Below are 21,016 nucleotides of genomic sequence, written 5' to 3' on the forward strand. Positions count from 1 at the left end.
TCAGGCGGATTGACCGCCAAGAAGCCCACAGGCTTTAGCCGTGGGAGTAGTCACCATCTTTTGCTTCTCAGAACGCGATTGATGCCTACCTTTTGATTGAGAAACAAAGAGGATTTGGAATAATGAAACTTAAGGCGATAATTTTCGACTTGTTCGGAACGCTAATTGATAATTTTAGCAAAAAAGAGCACGACAAAGTACATGCATTGATGGCCGAAACTTTGTCGGTGCCGTATGAAGCGTTTAGCCAAGCATTCGGCTCTTCTTATTCTGACCGATGCATTGGGAAATTCAGATCAATAGAAGAGACTATCGCTGTATGTTGCGCTCAAATTGGTCTATCCCCAGACGATTGCAAAATTAACACTGCTGCACAATATCGATACGACTTCACAATGAGAACACTCAAACCAAAAGTTGAAGTCTTGCTTACGCTTCAAAACCTGAAAAATGATGGCTATAAAATTGGACTCATAACAAACTGCGGTCCAGATGTCCCGCTACTCTGGCATACTTCCCCTTTGTCAGAGCATATTGATTTACCACTCTTTTCTTGTACAGAAAAAATACAAAAGCCCGCTATTGAAATCTATAAACGGGCGCATGAACAGTTGGGACTTCCGTCAAATGTCTGTGTTTATGTAGGCGATGGTAGCAGCCGGGAAATGACCGGTGCTAAAGAAATCGGTTTCTTGCCCGTGCTAAAACAAGTCGATTTAGAAGATGTATATGATGACGCAAGACCAGACATCATTAGCTGGCAGGGGTTATCAATTGCTGAAATTGAGGAACTTCCTGAATTACTCGCACGCATCAATAGCCCGGATCATAACTAAACAGCAACGACCCGCTGATAGCCGCTTCTATCTTCCGAATGCGTAATGCGAATCTCGATATTGCGGTTCAGCCGATTCAGAAACCCAAACAGTCTCTCTACACTAAAACGGCTAAAATCACCGTTCTTTAGCCGGGATACATCGGACTGATTGATCCCAAGAATTTCTCCCGCTTTTGCCTGCGTCAGCTTCCGTCCTTCAAGAATATTATAGATTTCAAATGCGAGATCTGCCTTCAGCAACTCACGTTCAGCCTCTGATTCTGAGAAACCGATATCCCGAAATACATTTCCAGAGCTTTGCTCAAATTTGACCTTTTCATTCATTTTTTTCCTCCATCTTGCTCACGAGAATCCCCGACCCATGTCACGTCTCTTATCGTTTCATTCAAAATTGTACCTTCCCTAAATTTATGGCAAATTTACCATATTTATATAAAGACTTCAAGGTTTTCATCATATAGAAGTGTTCATTTTCGGACACCACTGTATCAAAATCGGACACTTATGGAACGGCGTTCATGGCACAAATTTTCATAACTACTTGTAAAACATAGAAAAGAGTCTTTTGGCACAGAAATTGCTTAGTATGTTTGATACATTCTCGCTTTTGCGTATCGCATTGTATCGGACACCGGTATTTTTTACGTCGAGGAATATCAGTCTGCATTGAAAACGACATCCGGAGGTCAACATGTTTCGCAGTTATCTCCTAACAACCGTTCGCACCTTGCTGAAAAGCAGAGGCTTGACAGCAATCAATATCCTGGGCCTGGCAATTGGGATGGCGTGCGTCATTTTGATCGCCCTCTACATTCAGTATGAATTTAGCTACGACCGACACCATGCCAATGCAACCCGCATCTATCGCGTCTTCCGCACTGTTTCAATGGAAAATACCACATCGGTCAATCCGCGTGCATCTGGCGCACTGGCACCGGCATTAAAGCGCGATTTTCCCGAAATACAGGAGGCCATCCGCATACAACTGCTCACCGCCTGGGTCAAAACCGATGATCGCTTTTTTCAGCAAGAGGTGTGTGTAGCAGATCGAGAAATTTTCAATGTATTTACAATCCCGTTTGTAACCGGTGACCCAGGCACGGCATTGACCCAACCGGGTTCAATAGTGTTAACGGAGTCAATGGCACGCAAATTCTTCCAAAACCAGAATCCGATTGGAAAAGCACTGCAAGTGGATCACGAACAACTAAGCGGCACGGTGACATACTTTGTGACAGGTATTGTGCGCGACTTTCCGCCCAACTCGACCTTTTATTTCGATTGCCTGACCGCTACTCCACAAGGCCAGTTGGCGAACCTATGGTCTATGTGGCAACCCACGGGCCCTTATCGTCCCTTTTTCACATATCTCCTGTTGCCCGAAGGCTACGACCACCGCGCCCTACAGCAAAAACTGCCCGATTTGATAACGCGATACATGGGAGATGAAGTACGTCGAACGACCCGGTACATAGTGCAACCCCTCACGCGCGTGCATCTTTATACCCATCCGGATTTAGGGCTTCAGTTTAGAGACCACGGCGATATCACGCAGGTGTATGCCTTTGGACTCATCGCGGGTTTTATTCTCGTACTCGCTTGTGTCAACTTTATGAATCTCTCAACGGCGCGCTCATCTACCCGAGCACGCGAGGTGGGATTGCGAAAAGTAGTGGGCGCATCTCGCCGGCAATTGATCGGACAATTTTTGGGCGAATCAGTACTGGTGGCAATAGCTGCAATGATCGTAGCACTCGCCTTAGTCGAACTGGTCCTGCCACGGTTTAACAGCTTTATTCAACGAGATCTGATATTGCACAGAGTTGAAAATCTGTGGTGGATGATCGGGTTGATCGGATTTGGACTGGGCGTTGGTGTACTCGCGGGAAGTTATCCCGCATTTGTACTCTCATCCTTTTTGCCCACACAGGTAATGAAAGGAGATTGGATACCCGGATCGAAACACGTTGGGCTGCGAAAAGCACTGGTCGTTTTCCAATTTGCAATTTCAATTGCTTTCATCACAGGTACTGTTGTCGTACAAGAGCAACTGGCGTATATCCGAAACAAAGACCTCGGATTTGACAAAGACCTCGTGGTTGGCATACCACTTTTCATCTATTCTCGGCAACTACATCACGGTAGTTCAGAAGATCTGAGATGGCGTATTCCCACCGTAAAAGAGGTGTTCATGGCACACCCTAATATTTTGAAAGCAACAGCCACGCGTTTTCATCAAGGTGGACGTCATCTGACAGAGACGTTTCGATCTGAAGGCAGTGACGCCGACTGGCAGATGGGCCTGTTTGATATCGATAAAGATTATCTGGACTTCTTCAACATCGGACTGGCAGCAGGCCGTATGGCACCAGAACCACCAAAGCCACCAGAAACAATAAAAAATCTTGAGGAGTGGCAAGTATTTAAACAAAAGAGGCAAGAATATCGAGAAAAAGGCCGACCACTTATCTTAAATGAAACAGCCGCAAGGCATCTCGGATGGGACGATCCAATTGGTAGGCGTTTTAAGGAAAAAAATGGACCCGAGGGATATGTGGTAGGCGTGATAAAAGATTTTCACGTTCAGACATTGCACAATGCCATTCAACCCGTTGTCTTCAGACTTTTTACGGGGGGCGCCAAACATCTCTACCTCAAATTGGGCACACAGAACATACCGGAAACCCTCGCATTTATAGAGAAAACATGGCACCAGTTTTTGCCTCAAATTCCATTTACTTTCTGGTTTTTGAATGAAGACCTGACACGTGTGCGTTATGAAAATGAAATCCGCACGGGGAATGCACTTGCAGTATTTTCCGGACTGACAATCTTCGTAGCTTGCCTGGGACTACTCGGCCTGATATCGTTTCGCGCAGAACAGAAAACAAAAGAAATTGGCATACGAAAAGTCCTGGGCGCATCGGTATTCAGTATTTTTAGGTTGTTATCCAAAGAATTTGTCAAGCTCGTAATCATCGCCTGTGTAATCGCCAGTCCAATAGCCTATCTGTTTGGGAGCAGATGGTTGCAGGACTTTGCCTATCGCATCGACCTTCACCTTATGTATTTCTTCATAGGCGGTGTTCTCGCGCTCTTGCTCGCAATTGCAACCATGACCTATCAAGCACTCAAAGCCGCCCGGACAAATCCGGTGGATGCCTTGCGAACGGAGTGAAAATAAGAGTCCCATTGACGCAAAACAAAGTTGAATATCATTCAAAATATGACTATTTTTCCCATTCAGCTTTCACACCAAACTCTGGATAGAGGGTACAAACGTGTCAACACCCGAACGAGATGATCCGCAAAAAAAGAAAGCCGTACCCAGCTTTGTAGGCAGGGGTTCTTCCTCGCCCGAACCGTCACCAGAAGCCGCGAGCCAGGACGGCATGGACCGCAGGGTCGAAAAAAAAGTATGGACGCCAAAGCGCATCGCCAGCATAAGCGGGATCGCGGTATTTGTGTGTGCCGTGATCTACATGGCTGTCTTTGGTGACCACAGCGCCAGACTCAATGTACAGGTCGATCGAATTACCATCTCAGAAGTCACGCGCGGTCCCTTTCAGGAATTTACCGTCCAGCGCGGCACCGTATTGCCGATTCAAACCTATTATATCGACGCATTGGAAGGCGGACAAATAGAGGAAATCTTCCTGGAAGAAGGGACCATGGTCGAAAAAGGCACACCCATTTTGAAATTGTCAAACCCCACCCTGGAACAAAATATTTTAACCCAGGAAGCCCGCCTGTTTGAACAAATCAACAACATGGAAAACACGCGGTTGAACCTGGAAAATCGGGCCATTCGCAACCGCCAGGAACTGATGCGCGTTGAATTGAACTTGCGGGAGACAGAACGCCAACACGAAAAACAGAAAGTCTTGTTCGAACGCGGACTGACTTCCCAAGACCTGTTTGAAAGTGCGCGAGATCGATATCAAAACGATCAGAAACGCAGGTCATTTGCATTGGAAACAGTACGCCAGGACTCGCTGTATCGCATCAACCAACTCGCTGCACTGGACACGAGCGCCAGGAGTTTGCAACGGCAATTGGACCACGTGCGCCGCCCATTGGAAAACCTGACCGTACGCGCGCCCATTTCCGGACAATTATCCCAATTAAATGCAGAAATTGGTCAGTTGATGAACAGGGGAAGGCGCATTGGTCAGGTCGATGTACTCGACGCCTATAAAATGCGGGTGGGCATCGATGAATTTTACATCACCAGAATCACAAAAGGACTCAAAGGCACCATTGAAATCGACGACGAAACTTATGAACTCACAATCCGTCGGGTCTTTCCCGAAGTCTTAGAAGGACAATTTGAAGTCGATATGGATTTTGTAGATACGACACCGCAAAGCATTCGGCGCGGTCAAACAGAACAGATACGATTGGAACTCGACGCACCCCAAGAAGCCCTCTTGCTTCCGCGCGGTGGATTTTACCAGACAACAGGCGGCAACTGGGTATTTGTCGTCGAAGACGACGAAGCCATACGCCGCGAAGTGCGCATAGGCCGCCAAAGCCCCGAATACTTCGAAGTCCTCGCCGGCCTCTCTCCCGGCGAGCGCGTGGTCACATCGTCATACGATAATTACGAAGAAATCGATAAGCTGGTATTAAAAAGGTAAACTAATCGCTTTTTACAAAAGGAGTCTCACAATGATCAAAACCGTCAACCTCGAGAAAGTCTATACCACAGAAGAAGTGGAAACAACCGCCCTGAACAATGTCAACATAGACATTGAAGAAGGCGAATTTGTCGCCGTAATGGGACCATCGGGATGCGGCAAATCCACGCTCTTGAACGTCCTCGGCCTGCTGGACAATCCGAGCGGCGGAGAATACTTTCTGAACGAAGAAGAAGTCTCCAAACACACCGAACGGCAAAGAGCCAACACCCGCAAGTCAAACATCGGCTTTGTATTCCAAAGTTTCAACCTCATCGACGAACTGACCGTCGCCGAAAACGTGGAACTGCCCCTGTTATACCTGGGCTTACCAGCCAGCGAGCGCAAACAGCGCCTGGATGAATCCCTCGAATACATGGGCATCAAACACCGCGAAAAGCATTTCCCGCAGCAATTATCCGGTGGTCAGCAGCAGCGCGTAGCCGTAGCCAGAGCCGTCATAGCAAATCCCAACATCATCCTCGCAGACGAGCCAACGGGTAATCTCGACTCGGCAAACGGCAACGAAGTCATGGATCTGTTGACCGAACTAAACAAAAACGGCACCACAATCGTCATGGTGACCCACAACTCGCACGACGCGGGATACGCCCATCGCATCATCCACCTGTTCGACGGTCATGTCGTGACAGAGAACATCAGGGGATAGCGAAAAAACCGCATGCTCAAAAACTATCTCAAAATCGCCATTCGCAACATCACCAGAAATAAGACATTCTCCGCAATCAACATCATCGGACTTGCGATAGGGATGGCGTGTTGTGTTCTGATTTTTTCGACGGTGCATCAACAATGGTCTTTTGATCGGTTTCACAAAAACAGAGATGTGATCTTTCGAGTATTAACGCGGGAAATTACCAGAGAAGGCGAAGTCTCATTTATGGTATTACAGCCGAAGGAACTCGCAGGCACATTGAAGGACGCATTTCCAGAAATCGTTCATACAACGCGCTTTTCCAATTCGTATGTGATTGTCGGGCGTGAAGACAAGCTGTTTCAAGAACGCATTGCACTAATAGATCCGCCTTATTTGCAGATATTCACCTATCCGCTATTAGCCGGAGATACAAATACAGCACTTGACGATTTGCACAGTGTGGTCATCAGCGAGCGCGTGGCGAAAAAATACTTTGGTGAAACAGAAAATTACGCCCATGTGATAGGCCAATCGCTGCGTATGAAAGGCGCTCGGGATCCACAAGATTTTGTGGTGACAGGCATTATGAAAGCCTTGCCGTTGACCTCCAGTATGCGTGGAAATGACATTCTCATCCCCTTTGAGAATGCATATCGAGATGACACATGGCATTTCAGGACGTCGCAGACCCGGAGTGGGAATGTTGTATCGACTTATGTTCAAATCCAGGACGCGAGTCAGGCAACTGCATTAAATGAAAAACTCGCTTCTTTTACCAGCGAACTTCTGGACAAGCAGCGAAGCAGAAGGATCAAAAGCGGGCGTATTCAAGATCGCGCCGATGCGTTTCAATTGCAATTGCAAGCACTCGTAGATATTCATTTTCAAAATGAAATGCGCGGAGGATACGCACAAAAGATCAGCCCGATGTTTGCCTATGTCTTATCAGCCATTGGTATGGCGGTGTTGCTGATCGCCTGTATCAATTTTACAACCCTGTCACTGGGACAATCGACGCAGCGGTCACTGGAAGTGGGCATGCGCAAGGTGTTAGGCGCACATCGCGGTAATTTGATGCGGCAGTTTTGGGGTGAAACCCTGCTGATGAGTTTGCTCGCCCTGATCCTGGGGTTGGTGCTTGCAGAATTGTTTCTACCGATATTTAATAACCTGATGGGCGGGGCAGTGGCGATTGTGCCGAGTTGGGAATTGGTCGTTGCTTTGATGGGTATTCTCGTATTTGTAGGGCTTGTCGCAGGCAGTTATCCAGCACTAATACTGTCAAAATTTCAACCCATATCCGTATTTAAGGGCAACGCACGGACAAGACGGCGCAAACCCTTCACACGCGCCCTCGTCATCGTACAATATGCCTTGTCGATTGTTTTGATGATCGGTACGGGCATTATGGCGCAACAATTGGATTATTTGCAGTCGAAAAGTTTGGGATATACCAGCGAACAGGTGGTGGTCCTGGACAAAGCGACGCCGGAAACGCCCCAACGCTTGCGCGATGCCTTACGCGGTCATGACCGCATCGTAAATATTGCTGGCGGTGGCTATTCATTTGTAAATAGTCAAGAACAAAGAGGCCATAGATTGCCCAATGGCAAGTCGATCACGATCTGGACCATGTGGATTGATGAAGCCTATCTGAAAACACTGGGTATTGGCCTGAAGATGGGGCGAAACTTTTCTCCAGAATTTCCGAGCGATCCTCAGCGGGCTGTAATTGTAAACGAGAAGCTGGTAGATATCTTTGGATGGGATAACCCCATTGGACAACCCTTTCCCGTACTAAACAAAAAAGAGCCACATCAGGTGGTTGGCGTGGTGAAAAATTTTCACTTCGAATCACTTCACAACGAAATCGAGCCAATTGCATTCTATAACTCAATAGGCGACTCGCCAGGCGATCGTGGCCCGAGCGTAATTCTCGTGCGTATTCGTCCAGAAGACATAAACGGCAGTATTGAGTTGCTGCGAGAAACCTGGAACGAAATTGAACCCGCACGTCCATTTTCTTTCGCATTTCTGGATCAACAGGTCAACGAGCAATACCGCAGGGAACAGCACTGGCTCCAGATCGTCTGGTACGCATCGGGATTTGGCATCTTAATCGCATGTCTGGGTTTATTCGGCCTCGCATCCCTATCTGTTTCGCAGCGCACCAAAGAAATAGGCATCCGCAAAGTGTTGGGCGCATCGGTAAGTGAAATCACCGCGCTTCTATCCCGGGAATTTGTACTCCTGCTCACCATCGCCAATCTCATTGCCTGGCCCATAGCCTACTGGACAATGGGACAATGGCTCAACAGCTTTGCGTATCGCATTGAACCCGGCATAAAAATATATCTTCTATGTAGCCTATTAGCCGTCGTCATCGCCCTGTGTACCATAAGCCTTCAAGCCATCCGCGCCGCGCGTTCCAATCCCATTGACGCCCTGCGGTATGAGTAGCGTTGATCAGGACTCCGGAGAATCACCATGCCCAAAATCTCGATCAAATTGCCACCTTTAGACGCCGAAGACACCGTGGAAGTAACGGTGGTGGTAAACGGCAAAAGCAGAAAATACGATTACCGCCTGGAACTCTTCGCCTGGGAGGAACACGCCGAACCCCACGAACAGAGAGTCACATGTTTGAAACGGATCGTGGAAAACTACGACGAAGACTGGTCGCTCGTAGAAATTGGCGAACCCTCCGAACACGAGGTATCTATCCTATTCGAACGCCGCGCATAAGGAGATAGAGATGATCGAACTAAAAAACATCGAAAAATACTACGAAAACGGCATCGTAAAAACATTCGTACTGCGGCGCATTGATCTACAAATCCGCGAAGGAGAATTTGTATCCATCATGGGACCCTCCGGTGCCGGCAAATCAACCCTATTGCACATCCTGGGCATGCTGGACACCGCCTCGAATGGAGAGTACCATTTTTACAACCGCGCAGTTCACAAACTGGACGAACGCGCATTGACCGAACTGCACCGCGACCACATCGGCTTTGTATTTCAGAGCTACCATCTCATCGACGAACTAACCGTCTCCGAAAACCTGGAAACCCCCCTCTTATATCAAAAAGTAAAAGGCGCCGAACGCAAAGGCCGCATTGCCGAAATGCTGGACCGCTTCAACATCGTGGCAAAAAAGCGACTATTCCCCAACCAGTTATCCGGCGGACAACAACAACTGGTGGGCATAGCCCGGGCATTGATCACGCAACCAAAATTGATCCTGGCCGACGAGCCAACCGGCAACTTAAACTCGGCAGAAGGCGAGCGGATCATGACCCTGTTCAAACACCTGAATGCCGAAGGCGTAACCATTGTCCAATGCACGCACTCCGAAAAAAACGCCGCTTACGGAGACCGCATCGTACACCTATCGGACGGATGGTTAGACCGGGATGAGCAGTTGTAAGCCCTCCAATTAAATTTATCACCCGAACATTTTTAGAGAAAGATGGTGCCAAAATGAAGGAACACGTCGATCCAACACTCGCGAACGAATTGGCCGAAGGCACGTCAGAAAAAAAATAAATGCCCTGTTCGCCTACATGGAAGCGAGGGGCCAATCCTACTACGACGAAGTCGTAACGCAACTCGAACACGCGCTCCAGTGCGCCAATCTGGCCCAGCTCGCCAATGGAGACGCGATTCAGATAACTGCCGCACTATTGCACGATATCGGCCATTTTCTGATGGACGAACACGCAGAAAACGCAGATTTCCACACCCAGGACTTTCTCCACGAAGAAGTGGGCGCCGCGTACATAGCGCCCTTTTTTATCGAGGCGGTGACCGAACCGGTGAAACTTCACGTTCCGGCCAAGCGATACATCTGCACCACGGATTCGACCTACTACAACACCCTTTCCGAAGCCTCTAAGCATAGTTTCCAACTGCAAGGAGGCCTCATGTCAGATCGGGAAAGGACCGAGTTCGAAAGCAATCCTTACTACCAGAATGCCGTACACCTCAGGAAATGGGATGATCTGGCCAAGGTGAAGAACCTGGAAACCCCAGAGCTCGAAACGTACAGGGACGCAGTGGCGCATTGTCTGAAGTAACGGGTTGCCCGACCAATGTCAGAGAAAAACGCCGCTTATGAAGACCGCATCGTACATCTATCGGACGGATGGTTAGACCGGGATGAACAGCTATAGCCCCGTTTTTACAGTACGCGACAAAACAACAAAATCAATACTTACACCCTGAATAGGAGAATCCCGTGTTTAAGAATTATATCACAATCGCAATCCGCAATTTTTTGGGGCAAAAAACCCATTCCATCATCAATATCGCGGGTCTTTCCGTGGGCCTAACCTGTAGTTTTTTAATTTTTATGTGGATCGCCCACGAACTCAGCTACGATCAATTCCACGTGGAAGGCGACCGAATCTACCGCCTCATGCGGCATCATCACGGCATGAATAAGATCTCTACGCTGTCTTCTATCCCGCATCCGAGTGCCAAATTGTTGGAAGAGCGATATCCCGAAGTGACCGAGACCGTGCTTGTGACCTGGAATCAGCCCATGCTTTTGACGCATGGAGAGCAGACTTTTCGGGACCGCGGATATCACGCTGGACCGGCCTTTTTTAAGATTTTCACCTTTCCCCTCATCCTGGGCGATCCCGAAACAGTACTTTCGGAACCGGATAATATCGCCATCTCTGAGCGACTGGCCGAGAAGTATTTCGGAGAGGATTGGCGAAGTATTGCAATGGGGCAAATTTTTGTGGTGAATAACACGCACGCGCTGGTGCAATACGATAACAAAAGTTTTAAGGTGACCGGGGTTTTTGAAAACATGCCCGTAAATTCGACGCAGCGATATGACTGTATTTTGCCGATGGCATCTTATCTGGCTAATAAACGCAGTTTTTATCAGTGGACGGTAAATCACCTTCGACTATACGTTCAGTTGCAAAAGGATGTCAATATCGATCAATTCAATGCCAAGATTAAAAATATCATCAAAGAGAATGATAAGACGGTTACAAGCGATGCTTTTTTACAACCCTATCAGGATATGCATCTGTATTCCGACTACAGGAATGGCAAGCTGGTTGGTGGTCGAATTGACTATGTGCGGATGTTTATTGTCGTGGCGGTGTTCATCATCCTGATCGCGAGTATCAATTTTATGAATCTATCGACTGCGCGTTCTACGCAACGCGCCCGGGAAATTGGGATTCGCAAGGCTGTTGGAGCGCATAAAACCATTCTGATTGGGCAGTTTATGGGAGAATCTCTCCTGATGACCATGTTCTCTGCCATTCTGGCGCTGGTCATGGTCATTTTGGTTTTGCCGGCGTTTAGCGATTTGGTTAATCAGACGCTCACGACCGACCTGTTCAGTATCGAGATTCTTCTCATCTTTTTTGGCATTGCGATTGTAACCGGTTTGCTCGCGGGGAGCTATCCCGCTTTTTATCTTTCCAATTTTAATCCCGTCATTGTTTTGCACGGTACTTTTACACCGGGGTCGGGTTCGAGTCAATTGCGCCGGGTGCTGGTGGTGTTCCAATTCGGTCTTTCTATTTTGCTCATTATCGGCACGCTGACGGTTTATGAGCAGATTGCGTATATGCGAAATAAAGATCTGGGCATTGACCGCGATAATCTGGTGTACATGCGGTTGGAGGGGGCAGCTAAGCGGCAGTATGAGGCTTTCAGACACGAACTTTTGCGACAGCCAGGCATTGTCGGTGTGACCAGTACCGCACATAACCCACTCAGGGTAACGAGTACAGGAACAAATGCCATGTGGGCGGGTAGAGACCCCAATTCAGAACATATTTTTCACAGGTTTCAGGCCAACTACGATGTGGTCAATACCCTGCAAATGGAGCTTGTTCACGGGCGCGAATTTTCCAGAGATTTTCCCGGCGATCTCAGAAGTTTTATCGTGAATGAAGAAATGGCCCGGGTTATGGGCATGGAAAACCCGGTTGGTACCCGTCTGCGGTTTGGTCGCGAAGGTCCAATTATTGGTGTGGTTAAAAATTTTCATTTTCAATCCCTGTACACCGCCATCGAACCGCTGATTATTCTTCTGAGTCCCACCCGGACGGAGTATTTGTTTGTTCGTATTGCCGCGGGACAAACGGCTGAGGCGATTGCAGGTATTGAGGGGGCATTTAAGAAATTCAATGCGGACCGTGCTTTTGAATTTTCTTTTCAGGACGAACAGTTTGAAAACATGTATCGCAACGAAAGCACGATGGGCACGCTGGCCACTTTTTTCGCCATTTTCGCCATTTTTATTTCTTGCCTGGGTCTGTTTGGCCTGGCGTCCTATACCGCCGAACAACGCACCAAGGAAATCGGCATTAGAAAAGTTCTCGGTGCGTCTATTCCCCATCTCGTCATTCTGCTTTCCAAAGAGTTCATCAGGCTGGTTGTCATCTCCTTTGCGCTGGCCGCCCCGCTGGCCTATCACTTTATGACCGAGTGGTTAAATGATTTTGCGTACCACACATCTCTGGGCTGGCGCGTCTTTGTTTTCGCTGGCATCCTGTCTCTGATTATAGCCTGCCTTACCGTGAGCTTTCAAGCGATCAAAGTCGCCATAGCCAATCCCGTTGAGTCGCTGCGGTATGAATGACACTTAATTTCTGACGTTAAACATGTTCCAAAACTATCTGAAAATCGCCCTGCGAAATTTGATGCGCCACAAGGGATACTCGCTGATCAATGTACTGGGATTATCGGTAGGTGTGGCTTGTTGTGTCCTCATCGGATTATTCATTCACGATGAATTTCGCGTAGATCGGTTTCACAAAAAGAGCGATCGGATCTACAAATTGCTCCGCGAGATGCGCAACGATGACGGCACCCGCGACATGGGTTTTGGCACATCGGGCGCAGCGGGACCCGCGCTCAAAAAAGACTATTCAGAAATCGAAACAGTCGTGCGATACCTGTCGTGGGGCTATATCTGGACCACGTATAAAGACCGCAAATTCAATCAGCGATTCTGTTTGACAGATCCCGATTTTTTGGATGTCTTCGATTTTGAACTCGTGAAGGGAGATCGCGCGACAGTACTCAAAGAACCGCTTTCCATCCTGGTGACAGAGGCAACCGCGCGGCGATTTTTCGGGGATGACGACCCAATAGGAAAAGTGCTTACCGTCGATGATCGGTATATGGGCGGGGTATATACGATTACCGGGGTACTGAAAAACGCGCCTCGACAATCAACCATGCAATTTGACATTGTATGTGCAACCGTAAATACCTATTGGACGCGAAACGTATTTGAAAACTGGGCGGTGGATTCAACCTGGCGACCAGCACACAATTACATCTTATTGCGAGAAGGCGCAGATGCGAAAGCACTCGAAGCAAAATTGCCCGAATTCATGGCGCGATACATGGGCGATGAAATCGTCAAAAAGAGCACCTATTTTTTGCAGCCCTTAGAGCGAATCTATCTGTATTCCAAAGTGGATTATGGCATCTCATTTCACAGCGACATCACGTATGTGTACCTGTTTGCAATCATCGGACTTTTTATTTTACTGATTGCGTGCATCAACTTTATGAACCTGTCAACAGCGCGCTCTGCGCGACGGGCACGCGAAGTCGGATTGCGAAAAGTAGTGGGAGCCTATCGCGCCCAATTGATCCGACAGTTCTTGGGAGAGACATTTTTGACCGCACTGTTGGCCGGGCTATTGTCGCTAATCATTGTGAAAATTTCTCTCCCCCTCCTGAACAACTTTGCCAGAAAAACAATAGCACTCGAAGGACAGACCCTGTGGTATGCGATTGCCGGACTATTTGTTTTAACCGTACTGGTAAGCCTGCTCTCCGGAGGATATCCCGCGCTATTTTTGTCCAGTTTTCGGCCCGTAACAGTACTGAAAGGCACGCTTATTTCGAGTACCAAAAGCGGTCGACTGCGACAGATCCTCGTGATATTTCAATTTGCGATCTCGACATTTTTAATCGCGGGCACATACACGGTATATCAACAGTTGAATTATGTGCAAAATAAAAATCTGGGATTTGATAAAGATCTCATGGTCATGACCTATCTATTTTCTACAGATCGGCGATTGACGGATGATTATTTGAATATTAAAAATGAATATCTGAAGCACCCAAACATCTTGAAAGCATCGGCATCGCATTCTTCGATGGGATATGGGGGACAACTGGACAGGGTATTTCCCGAAGGCAGGGGAAGTGAAGACTGGCGGATGCGCGTCCTGGGCGTGGATGAAGCCTTTTTAGACACCTATAATCTGGAACTCACAGCGGGCCGCAATTTTTCACTATCAGTGACAACCGATACATCTCAGGCATTTATCCTGAACGAAACTGCCGTGAAGCGATTGGGGTGGACCGAGCCGATAGGAAGGGAGTTCGGATGGGCTGCGCACAACCGGGAAAAAGGCGTTGTAATCGGCGTGGTAAAAGATTTTCACAACCGGTCGCTACACGAAGTCATTCGCCCAGTGGCGATTGCAATGTGGCAACCCAAGTTCAACGTACTAACACTAAAAATTCGCGGTCAGGATATTGATGAAACACTTAAATATATCGGCGAAATGTGGCGAAAATATATCCCCGAAAAGCCGTTTGAGTACCGATTTTTAGACGAAAACTTAGCGAACTTTTATCTGGCTGAACAACGGATAGGAACACTTATAACTGTATTTGCCGGGCTGGCGATTATAATCGCGTGTCTGGGCCTGTTTGGCCTCGCGGCATTTACAGCAGAGCAACGCACCAAAGAAATTGGCATCCGCAAGACCCTGGGCGCATCCGTCCCCAATATCATACGCTTGCTCTCGCGAGAAGTTGTAATTCTGGTCCTGCTGGCCAATCTAATCGCATTTCCGCTGGCCTATTGGGTCATGAATGAATGGTTGGCAGGGTTTGCGTATCGCATAGATCTGGGTGCGCTGGTCTTTGTATCGAGCGGATTGCTAACAATGGCAATCGCGATCATGACCGTGAGCACACAGGCGATTCGCGCAGCCCTGACCGATCCAGCGACAGCATTGCGATATGAATAGCCGACACCTGTGCGCCTATGAACTGCTATGATTGGTTGATCCGCCGATTCGTCTATTCGTCTATTCGTCTATTCCCTCACACACCACGCGACATAGACAACCCCTCTTGCTCTCGCCACAAATACAACACATGGCGCGACTTCCGCAAATGGCGTTCATACTCCTTGCTAAAATCCCGACGCTTGCCACTCGGCGTCCTGCCATTGGGTCGCGCATTGCACTTCCCGCGCGCCTGCGTAATGCTTCGGCTGCCATTTTGCACCGCAATCGTCATCACCCGATGCGTCTCATTCTCCGGCGTTGTAACCTGCATCGTCCAGATCGATGACCTCCCGGTCTTGCAATTATTCGCATAAGACCCCACGCAGTGGTGCATCTTGCGTCCCTCGAGGGACAACTCTTTGACCGACAGCAACTCTGTAATCGTCCACCGCTCCTTTTCATTCCCATAATTATCCGTCGCCGTCCAATCCAGCTCATTGAGACCCGAAGGCGCCCACACCTTTGCGGGCAAGCGATTCTGCCGCGCCAACTGCCGGTGCCACATCTCGACCTGCCGCAGCAACTTGACCATACTGCGCCCCTTAATTGAAAAATTCGGCTGCTCGGGCGGCAACTGCACAACCTCCCCACCAACCGTCTCTTCCCGAGGCACGTATTTCTGGTTGTGAATATAATCCACAATCGGTCCCACCTCATCGGGATCGAGCATTGGATTATTCACAAAAAAATGCACCACCTTATGCCAGAAATCTTCGCACTCAAAAGACGACCCCAACCGCGTACTGTTCACCGCGCGCACCAGCGGCTCTTCCCCGCCAAGCCCCAGAATTTGACCGCGCCGAAACGCCTCGTAAATCGTGTAATCGTGCGGCGACTCCAAAAACAAATGCGCCATCTTCTTCGTCAGCGTCAGCGGAACATCTGCCTTGCGGATATTCCCGCCCGTTCCCACATGCACAAACCATCCCTGCTGCTGCCGCGCCTCGTCTTCCTCGCCGAGAAACCACGCAATATCCATAAACGCGGGCACATCGTACTTCGCGAGCAAATGTCGCGCAAGTGAGCCAAACTGCTTGCGCCCATTGTGCGAATCTGGCCGCCACTCTGCCGGATCGCGCAACCACCGCTTGTGCCAATGCGCCAGCGCGCCCAAACCCTCGATAAATGTATTGCCATCAGAAGGTCCCAGACGCACAATCGCGGGCTTGACGTCAAAAAAATCGCCCCGTTTCTCCACATGAAGCAACAACTGCAACAGCGCGCGCCGTCCCTTGCGATCTCTCCCCAACCCATCAAAAGCCCGCTGGATCTTTTGCAAATGCGGGCGATTCAACTCCGCCTCCGACAGCTTGCCCTCATAAATCGCCCGAATCGTCTCCTGCGGCCGCCGCGTGTGATTTTTCATCCTCGCCAAAACCGCATCGCTCTCTATGCGCTCGGCCAAATCGCACTCTTTCTTGCGCTGAGCAACACTCTTATGCGTCCCCGTACTCAACCCGTGCGCAGTACACCACGCGGTATAATCCGCAACCGTCTTTAACCCCAACGCACTGATATGGCGCACAAATTCCTGCTCGGCCAACGCCTCATCAATCGCCCGATCTGCCACCTTGCGCTCCTGCCGCCGCTCCTGCCAACTCTTATTCAGCGCCCCATTAAATCCATGGTCCCGACACCACGCCTGATATTGCCCCACACTCGTCAACCCCAGCGACCGAATATGCGCCGTCAAATCCGCATTCGCCTTGCCAGCGGCCCCTCTGTGCCGCCTCTTTTTTCGTTTTGTTGCCATAAAAACCCCCTGCACCTGTGTCCTATCTCTATCTACCACTCATAAGGATGCACTTATCAGGCATACTCCGGTAAAAAAACCTCAATCAACGTCGGACCCTCGGCCTGCAACGCCTCTTCGAGCGCCTCGCCAAACCCCCGTCCATCAGTCACGCGAACACTCTGCATACCAAAACTCTGTGCAAACATCACAAAATCGGGATTCGCCAACGCCACGGCAATATTCCGCCCATCACATTCCCGATCCTGCGCTCGTTTAATCGCGTCATAAGTATTGTCATTACACAAAACAACCGGTAGAGATATTTTTTGCTGAACCGCGGTAGAAAGCTCTGTCGCCGTGTACATAAACCCACCATCGCCGCACAGCGACACCACCTGCTTATCTGGACACGCGATCTTGGCACCCACAGCCGCCGGCATGGAAAACCCCAGCGTTCCATAAACAGTAGGCGACAAAAACGTGCGCGGCTGATAAACCGGAAAATGGCGACGCGCCTGATAGCTAATCATCGTCATATCGTTCACAACCACCGCATCCCGATCCAGAACATCCCGCAAAATCCCCAGCAACTCTGGAAAAGGGCTCTCCTCCCACTGACCGGACGCCTGCGACACAGAACCACGGACATCCCAAGCGGTCTTTACCCCATCCAAACGCGCGTACAAACCCCTCAACCCCGCACCAGCATCGCCAATCAGCGCAACATCTGGCTCAAACGACCGCCCGATCACATCCGGATCAATATCCAGATGAATGAGCTTCTCCGGTGTCCCCTTCCACATCTGCTCAAACCGAAAACCCAAACGCGTACCCACAGCAATCACCACATCCGCCTCATTCAAACACTTGTTCATCCTCTCACCGCGCACCAGCAATCGGTGATCCGCCGGAACAGCCCCCTGTCCATTCGCAGTAACAGCCACCGGCAATCCGAGTTTCTCCGCCAACTGAATCACATCATCACTCGCATCTTGCGTTCCCCCACCCGCAATCAACACCGGCTTCCTCGCAGACTGAATCATCTCCGCCGCCGCATCGAGCGCGGCCTCCTCAGGCTTGTGCGGCGGACGGTGCGCAGGCTCGTCAATATTTACCTCTGCCTCTTCCTTAAAAACATCCAGTGGAACCTCCAAAATATAGGGCCGGGGACGCCCGTACTTCATCGCCTCAAAACCCTCTGATAGCGCATCCGGTATCTCCTCCACACGCGACACGCGCTGCCCGCGTCCCGTCACCGAAAACAACGTGCCAAACTGATCGCGCATATCATGTAAGACACCCGCATCTGTGCCATTGGTTTCATCCGTCGGGCCACTGCATATCAGCAACACGGGCGACGACTCCGCGTGCGCTTCCCCAATCGGCGTCAACGCATTCACCGCCGCTGGTCCCGTCGTCGTCAACGCCACGCCTACACGCCCAGAAGCCCGCGCATACCCATCCGCCATAAAACCCGCCCCCTGCTCGTGCCGCGTCGTCACATGCCGAATCCGCGGATGCTCGTACAGCGCATCGTAAAGCGCCAGCGTGTGAACCCCCGGAATCCCAAACACCACATCCACCCCCCAGGCATCCAGCGTCTCAACCACAGCCTGACCGCCAGTCATCAACATAATCCCATCCTTTCAATCGAATAATCAAAACTCACCCCGCCAATATACAACCAAAATCCCCCACCGTCAGACCAAATTTGAACTGGCTTGCAAATCCTTTGGCAACGCGCTATTTTGAAGTGTAAAGAGTAACCTTTCTTATTTGATAGGCTGGATCGCGGCTCAACATCATGCCGCGATGACAACCTTTTTTATCTGCGTCTATCTGCGTCCATCTGCGGATACTTTTATTTTTCTGAAAACCATACCATGAACACCATCATTATCGGCGGTGGGCAGGCCGGCATAACACTGAGTTATTACTTGCAACAACGCGGGGTCGAGCACCTCGTATTGGAACGCGACCGGGCGTTCTCTGCCTGGCACAACTGCTGGGACAGCTTTCGGTTAAACACCGCAAATTGGATGAACACATTGCCCGGCATGCAAAAACCATTTGCACCGCAAAAAGCGTGGTATGACACTGCCACACGCGAAGAAGCACTCGACTATTTCCAGACGTATCGTCAGATGGTCAATCCCCCATTAAAAGAAGGCGTCACCGTCACACAAGTCGCCGAAGGAGAAAACACCTGGCACGTCCATACAGACACCAAAACCTATCAAACAACCAACGTCGCCATCTGCACCGGGCATGCAGCCCAACCCTTTGTCCCAGACGCCGCCAAAAACCTGCCGCAAACAACCCCCCAGTTACACTCATCAACCTATCGAAAACCCGACCAGATCACAACGCCAAATGTCCTCATCGTCGGCAGCGGCAGCAGTGGGGTTCAAATCTGCCTGGACCTGGCGCAATCGGACCAATTTGAAACCCTCTCATTTGCACTCAGCGGCAACGGCGTCGTCCCCTGGTCTATACTGGGCATCCCCATCGGTGTATTCTCCCGCATGCTCCCAGTATTTGAAATCCAGCGACAAACGCGAATCGGACGGCGCATTATGCACCAATGGCAAGGAGGCGACCCCGCCATGGCACCATCGCCGCGCTGGCTTTCAAAACACCACGGCGTACAACGGGTTGGCCGCGTAATAGATGCCGACCACCGCGGAATCCACTGTGCCGACGGCGAAATTATCAGCCTAAAAAACCTGACCGTCTTATGGTGTACCGGCTTTAGACCCGACCACAAATTTATCCGCGTACACCATCCCAAAACCGCATTTGACAAAAACGGCCCCATTCACACACGCGGCGTCTGCATCCCGGGCCTGTTCTTCGTCGGCTTAAAATTTCAACACACCGTCGGATCGCATCTCCTGCGCGGCGTGGGACGCGACGCGGAATACATCGCACAGAAAATCGCAGAAAGGAACCATCGCAATGCCTCGTGAACAAAACATCCGCCTCGGCCTGATCGGCTGCGGCGGCATCGTCCAAAAATCCCATCTCCAGGGCCTGCTCGACATACCCGACCTCGTAAATATCTCGGCAATAGCCGATCCCATCCCCGAAAACAGAAATCGCGTTGGCACAGCAGCAGACATCATTTCAGAACAACGCTACGAAGACCACCGCCACATGCTCGACCGCGCCGAACTCGACGCCGTCATCATCGCCACCCCCCATCACCTGCACGCCGAACACGTCATCGAAGCCGCACAGGCGGGCGTCGCCATCATCTCGGAAAAACCCATGGCAACATCCCTCGAAGAAGCCGACCGCCTCCTCGAAGCCGTAAAAAAACACAACGTCCCCTACGCCATCGTACACAACTTCCTCTACACACCCGGCACCGCAGAAGCACTCCGACTATTGCGCGAGGAAAACACAGGCACACCCCAAACGGGCCGCGCCCTCTCCCTCTTTGGCAAAACAGAGGATCAGGCCGACCCCAACAGCGTCTGGCGCGCATCCAGAGCAGCCGGCGGCGGTTGCATCGGCGACAGTGCCTACCACGAAATTTACCTCATCGAAACCATGATCGGCTCACCCGTGCGCTATGTCGAAGCCCGCGTACAGACCAAATTCTTCGACTTCGACGTCGATGACGTCGCCTTTCTCCTTTTTGAACACGAAAACGGCGCAATCTCCACCGTCTCAACATCCTGGGGCATGCCCGGCGGTGACCAGAGTATATGCGAAGTCTATACCCGCACACATGCCATCCGCATTGTCGGACGCGGACGCGAACTCCGCTACCTCGACAAAGCCGACCGCAGATGGCAACCCGTTGACCTCGACCACGGCCTCGACAATGACGCCCTATCCCGCGCCGGACACGCCAACTATTTTGCCGCCACCTTCAAAGCACTCGCAGAAGGCAATCCTCCCCCCATCACCGCCGAACACGCCCGTCACAACCTCTCGCTCATCCACGCCGCGCACAAAGCCACAACACAGCGCAAAGCCATCGATGTCACCGAACTATAAAAGGAATAT

At 50.2% G+C, this 21,016-nt stretch carries 15 protein-coding genes; 12 read left to right on the forward strand and 3 right to left on the reverse strand.

Going from position 1 to position 21,016, the window contains the following annotated elements:
• The first annotated feature begins 122 nt into the window (after window positions 1–122).
• Window positions 123–836: an HAD family hydrolase gene (locus tag OXH16_02465; protein ID MCY3680232.1), complete on the forward strand. Its 714-nt coding sequence runs from the start codon at window positions 123–125 to the stop codon at window positions 834–836.
• On the opposite strand, the gene OXH16_02470 is transcribed toward OXH16_02465, so the two are convergent.
• On the reverse strand, window positions 833–1,162 hold the full coding sequence (locus tag OXH16_02470; protein ID MCY3680233.1) for a helix-turn-helix transcriptional regulator: 330 nt from the start codon (window positions 1,160–1,162) through the stop codon (window positions 833–835). The two genes, OXH16_02465 and OXH16_02470, sit on opposite strands and share 4 nt — an antisense overlap.
• A 367-nt stretch (window positions 1,163–1,529) precedes the next feature.
• Here OXH16_02470 and OXH16_02475 point away from each other — a divergent pair, with 367 nt between their 5' ends.
• The 9 genes from OXH16_02475 (at window position 1,530) to OXH16_02515 (ending at window position 15,222) form a co-directional block, all read left to right on the forward strand.
• Entirely contained in the window at window positions 1,530–4,016 is a 2,487-nt protein-coding gene (locus tag OXH16_02475) for an ABC transporter permease (GenBank protein MCY3680234.1), read from the forward strand.
• 103 nt (window positions 4,017–4,119) lie between these two features.
• Complete coding sequence (locus tag OXH16_02480; protein MCY3680235.1) at window positions 4,120–5,478, forward strand: HlyD family efflux transporter periplasmic adaptor subunit; 1,359 nt, start codon at window positions 4,120–4,122, stop codon at window positions 5,476–5,478.
• A gap of 31 nt (window positions 5,479–5,509) precedes the next feature.
• The gene (locus tag OXH16_02485) at window positions 5,510–6,187 is read left to right on the forward strand and encodes an ABC transporter ATP-binding protein (protein ID MCY3680236.1); all 678 of its coding nucleotides are present in this window, start codon (window positions 5,510–5,512) and stop codon (window positions 6,185–6,187) included.
• Window positions 6,188–6,199: 12 nt separating this feature from the next.
• Window positions 6,200–8,635 (forward strand): ABC transporter permease, encoded by a 2,436-nt coding sequence (locus tag OXH16_02490; GenBank protein ID MCY3680237.1) that lies wholly within the window; start codon window positions 6,200–6,202, stop codon window positions 8,633–8,635.
• A gap of 27 nt (window positions 8,636–8,662) precedes the next feature.
• Window positions 8,663–8,920, forward strand: a complete 258-nt coding sequence (locus tag OXH16_02495) for a hypothetical protein (protein ID MCY3680238.1) — start codon at window positions 8,663–8,665, stop codon at window positions 8,918–8,920.
• Window positions 8,921–8,930: 10 nt separating this feature from the next.
• Complete coding sequence (locus tag OXH16_02500) at window positions 8,931–9,605, forward strand: ABC transporter ATP-binding protein (protein MCY3680239.1); 675 nt, start codon at window positions 8,931–8,933, stop codon at window positions 9,603–9,605.
• Window positions 9,606–9,741: 136 nt separating this feature from the next.
• The gene (locus OXH16_02505) at window positions 9,742–10,254 is read left to right on the forward strand and encodes an HD domain-containing protein (protein MCY3680240.1); all 513 of its coding nucleotides are present in this window, start codon (window positions 9,742–9,744) and stop codon (window positions 10,252–10,254) included.
• A gap of 161 nt (window positions 10,255–10,415) precedes the next feature.
• Complete coding sequence (locus OXH16_02510) at window positions 10,416–12,797, forward strand: ABC transporter permease (GenBank protein ID MCY3680241.1); 2,382 nt, start codon at window positions 10,416–10,418, stop codon at window positions 12,795–12,797.
• 22 nt (window positions 12,798–12,819) lie between these two features.
• The gene (locus OXH16_02515; protein MCY3680242.1) at window positions 12,820–15,222 is read left to right on the forward strand and encodes an ABC transporter permease; all 2,403 of its coding nucleotides are present in this window, start codon (window positions 12,820–12,822) and stop codon (window positions 15,220–15,222) included.
• Window positions 15,223–15,298: 76 nt separating this feature from the next.
• Here the strand turns inward: OXH16_02515 and OXH16_02520 are convergent, their stop codons facing one another.
• Both OXH16_02520 and OXH16_02525 read right to left on the reverse strand, forming a co-directional pair.
• A complete protein-coding gene (locus OXH16_02520) occupies window positions 15,299–17,017 on the reverse strand; it encodes a PcfJ domain-containing protein (protein MCY3680243.1) in 1,719 nt (572 codons plus the stop codon).
• A gap of 56 nt (window positions 17,018–17,073) precedes the next feature.
• On the reverse strand, window positions 17,074–18,633 hold the full coding sequence (locus OXH16_02525) for a thiamine pyrophosphate-binding protein (protein MCY3680244.1): 1,560 nt from the start codon (window positions 18,631–18,633) through the stop codon (window positions 17,074–17,076).
• Window positions 18,634–18,882: 249 nt separating this feature from the next.
• Between OXH16_02525 and OXH16_02530 the strand changes: the two genes are divergently transcribed.
• Together OXH16_02530 and OXH16_02535 are read left to right on the forward strand one after the other, a co-directional pair.
• On the forward strand, window positions 18,883–19,968 hold the full coding sequence (locus OXH16_02530; protein MCY3680245.1) for an NAD(P)/FAD-dependent oxidoreductase: 1,086 nt from the start codon (window positions 18,883–18,885) through the stop codon (window positions 19,966–19,968).
• Window positions 19,958–21,007: a Gfo/Idh/MocA family oxidoreductase gene (locus OXH16_02535; protein ID MCY3680246.1), complete on the forward strand. Its 1,050-nt coding sequence runs from the start codon at window positions 19,958–19,960 to the stop codon at window positions 21,005–21,007. The genes OXH16_02530 and OXH16_02535 overlap by 11 nt, the downstream gene beginning before the upstream one ends.
• The last annotated feature ends 9 nt before the right edge of the window (window positions 21,008–21,016 follow it).

The sequence above is a fragment of the Gemmatimonadota bacterium genome (assembly GCA_026705765.1).
Taxonomy (GTDB): domain Bacteria; phylum Latescibacterota; class UBA2968; order UBA2968; family UBA2968; genus VXRD01.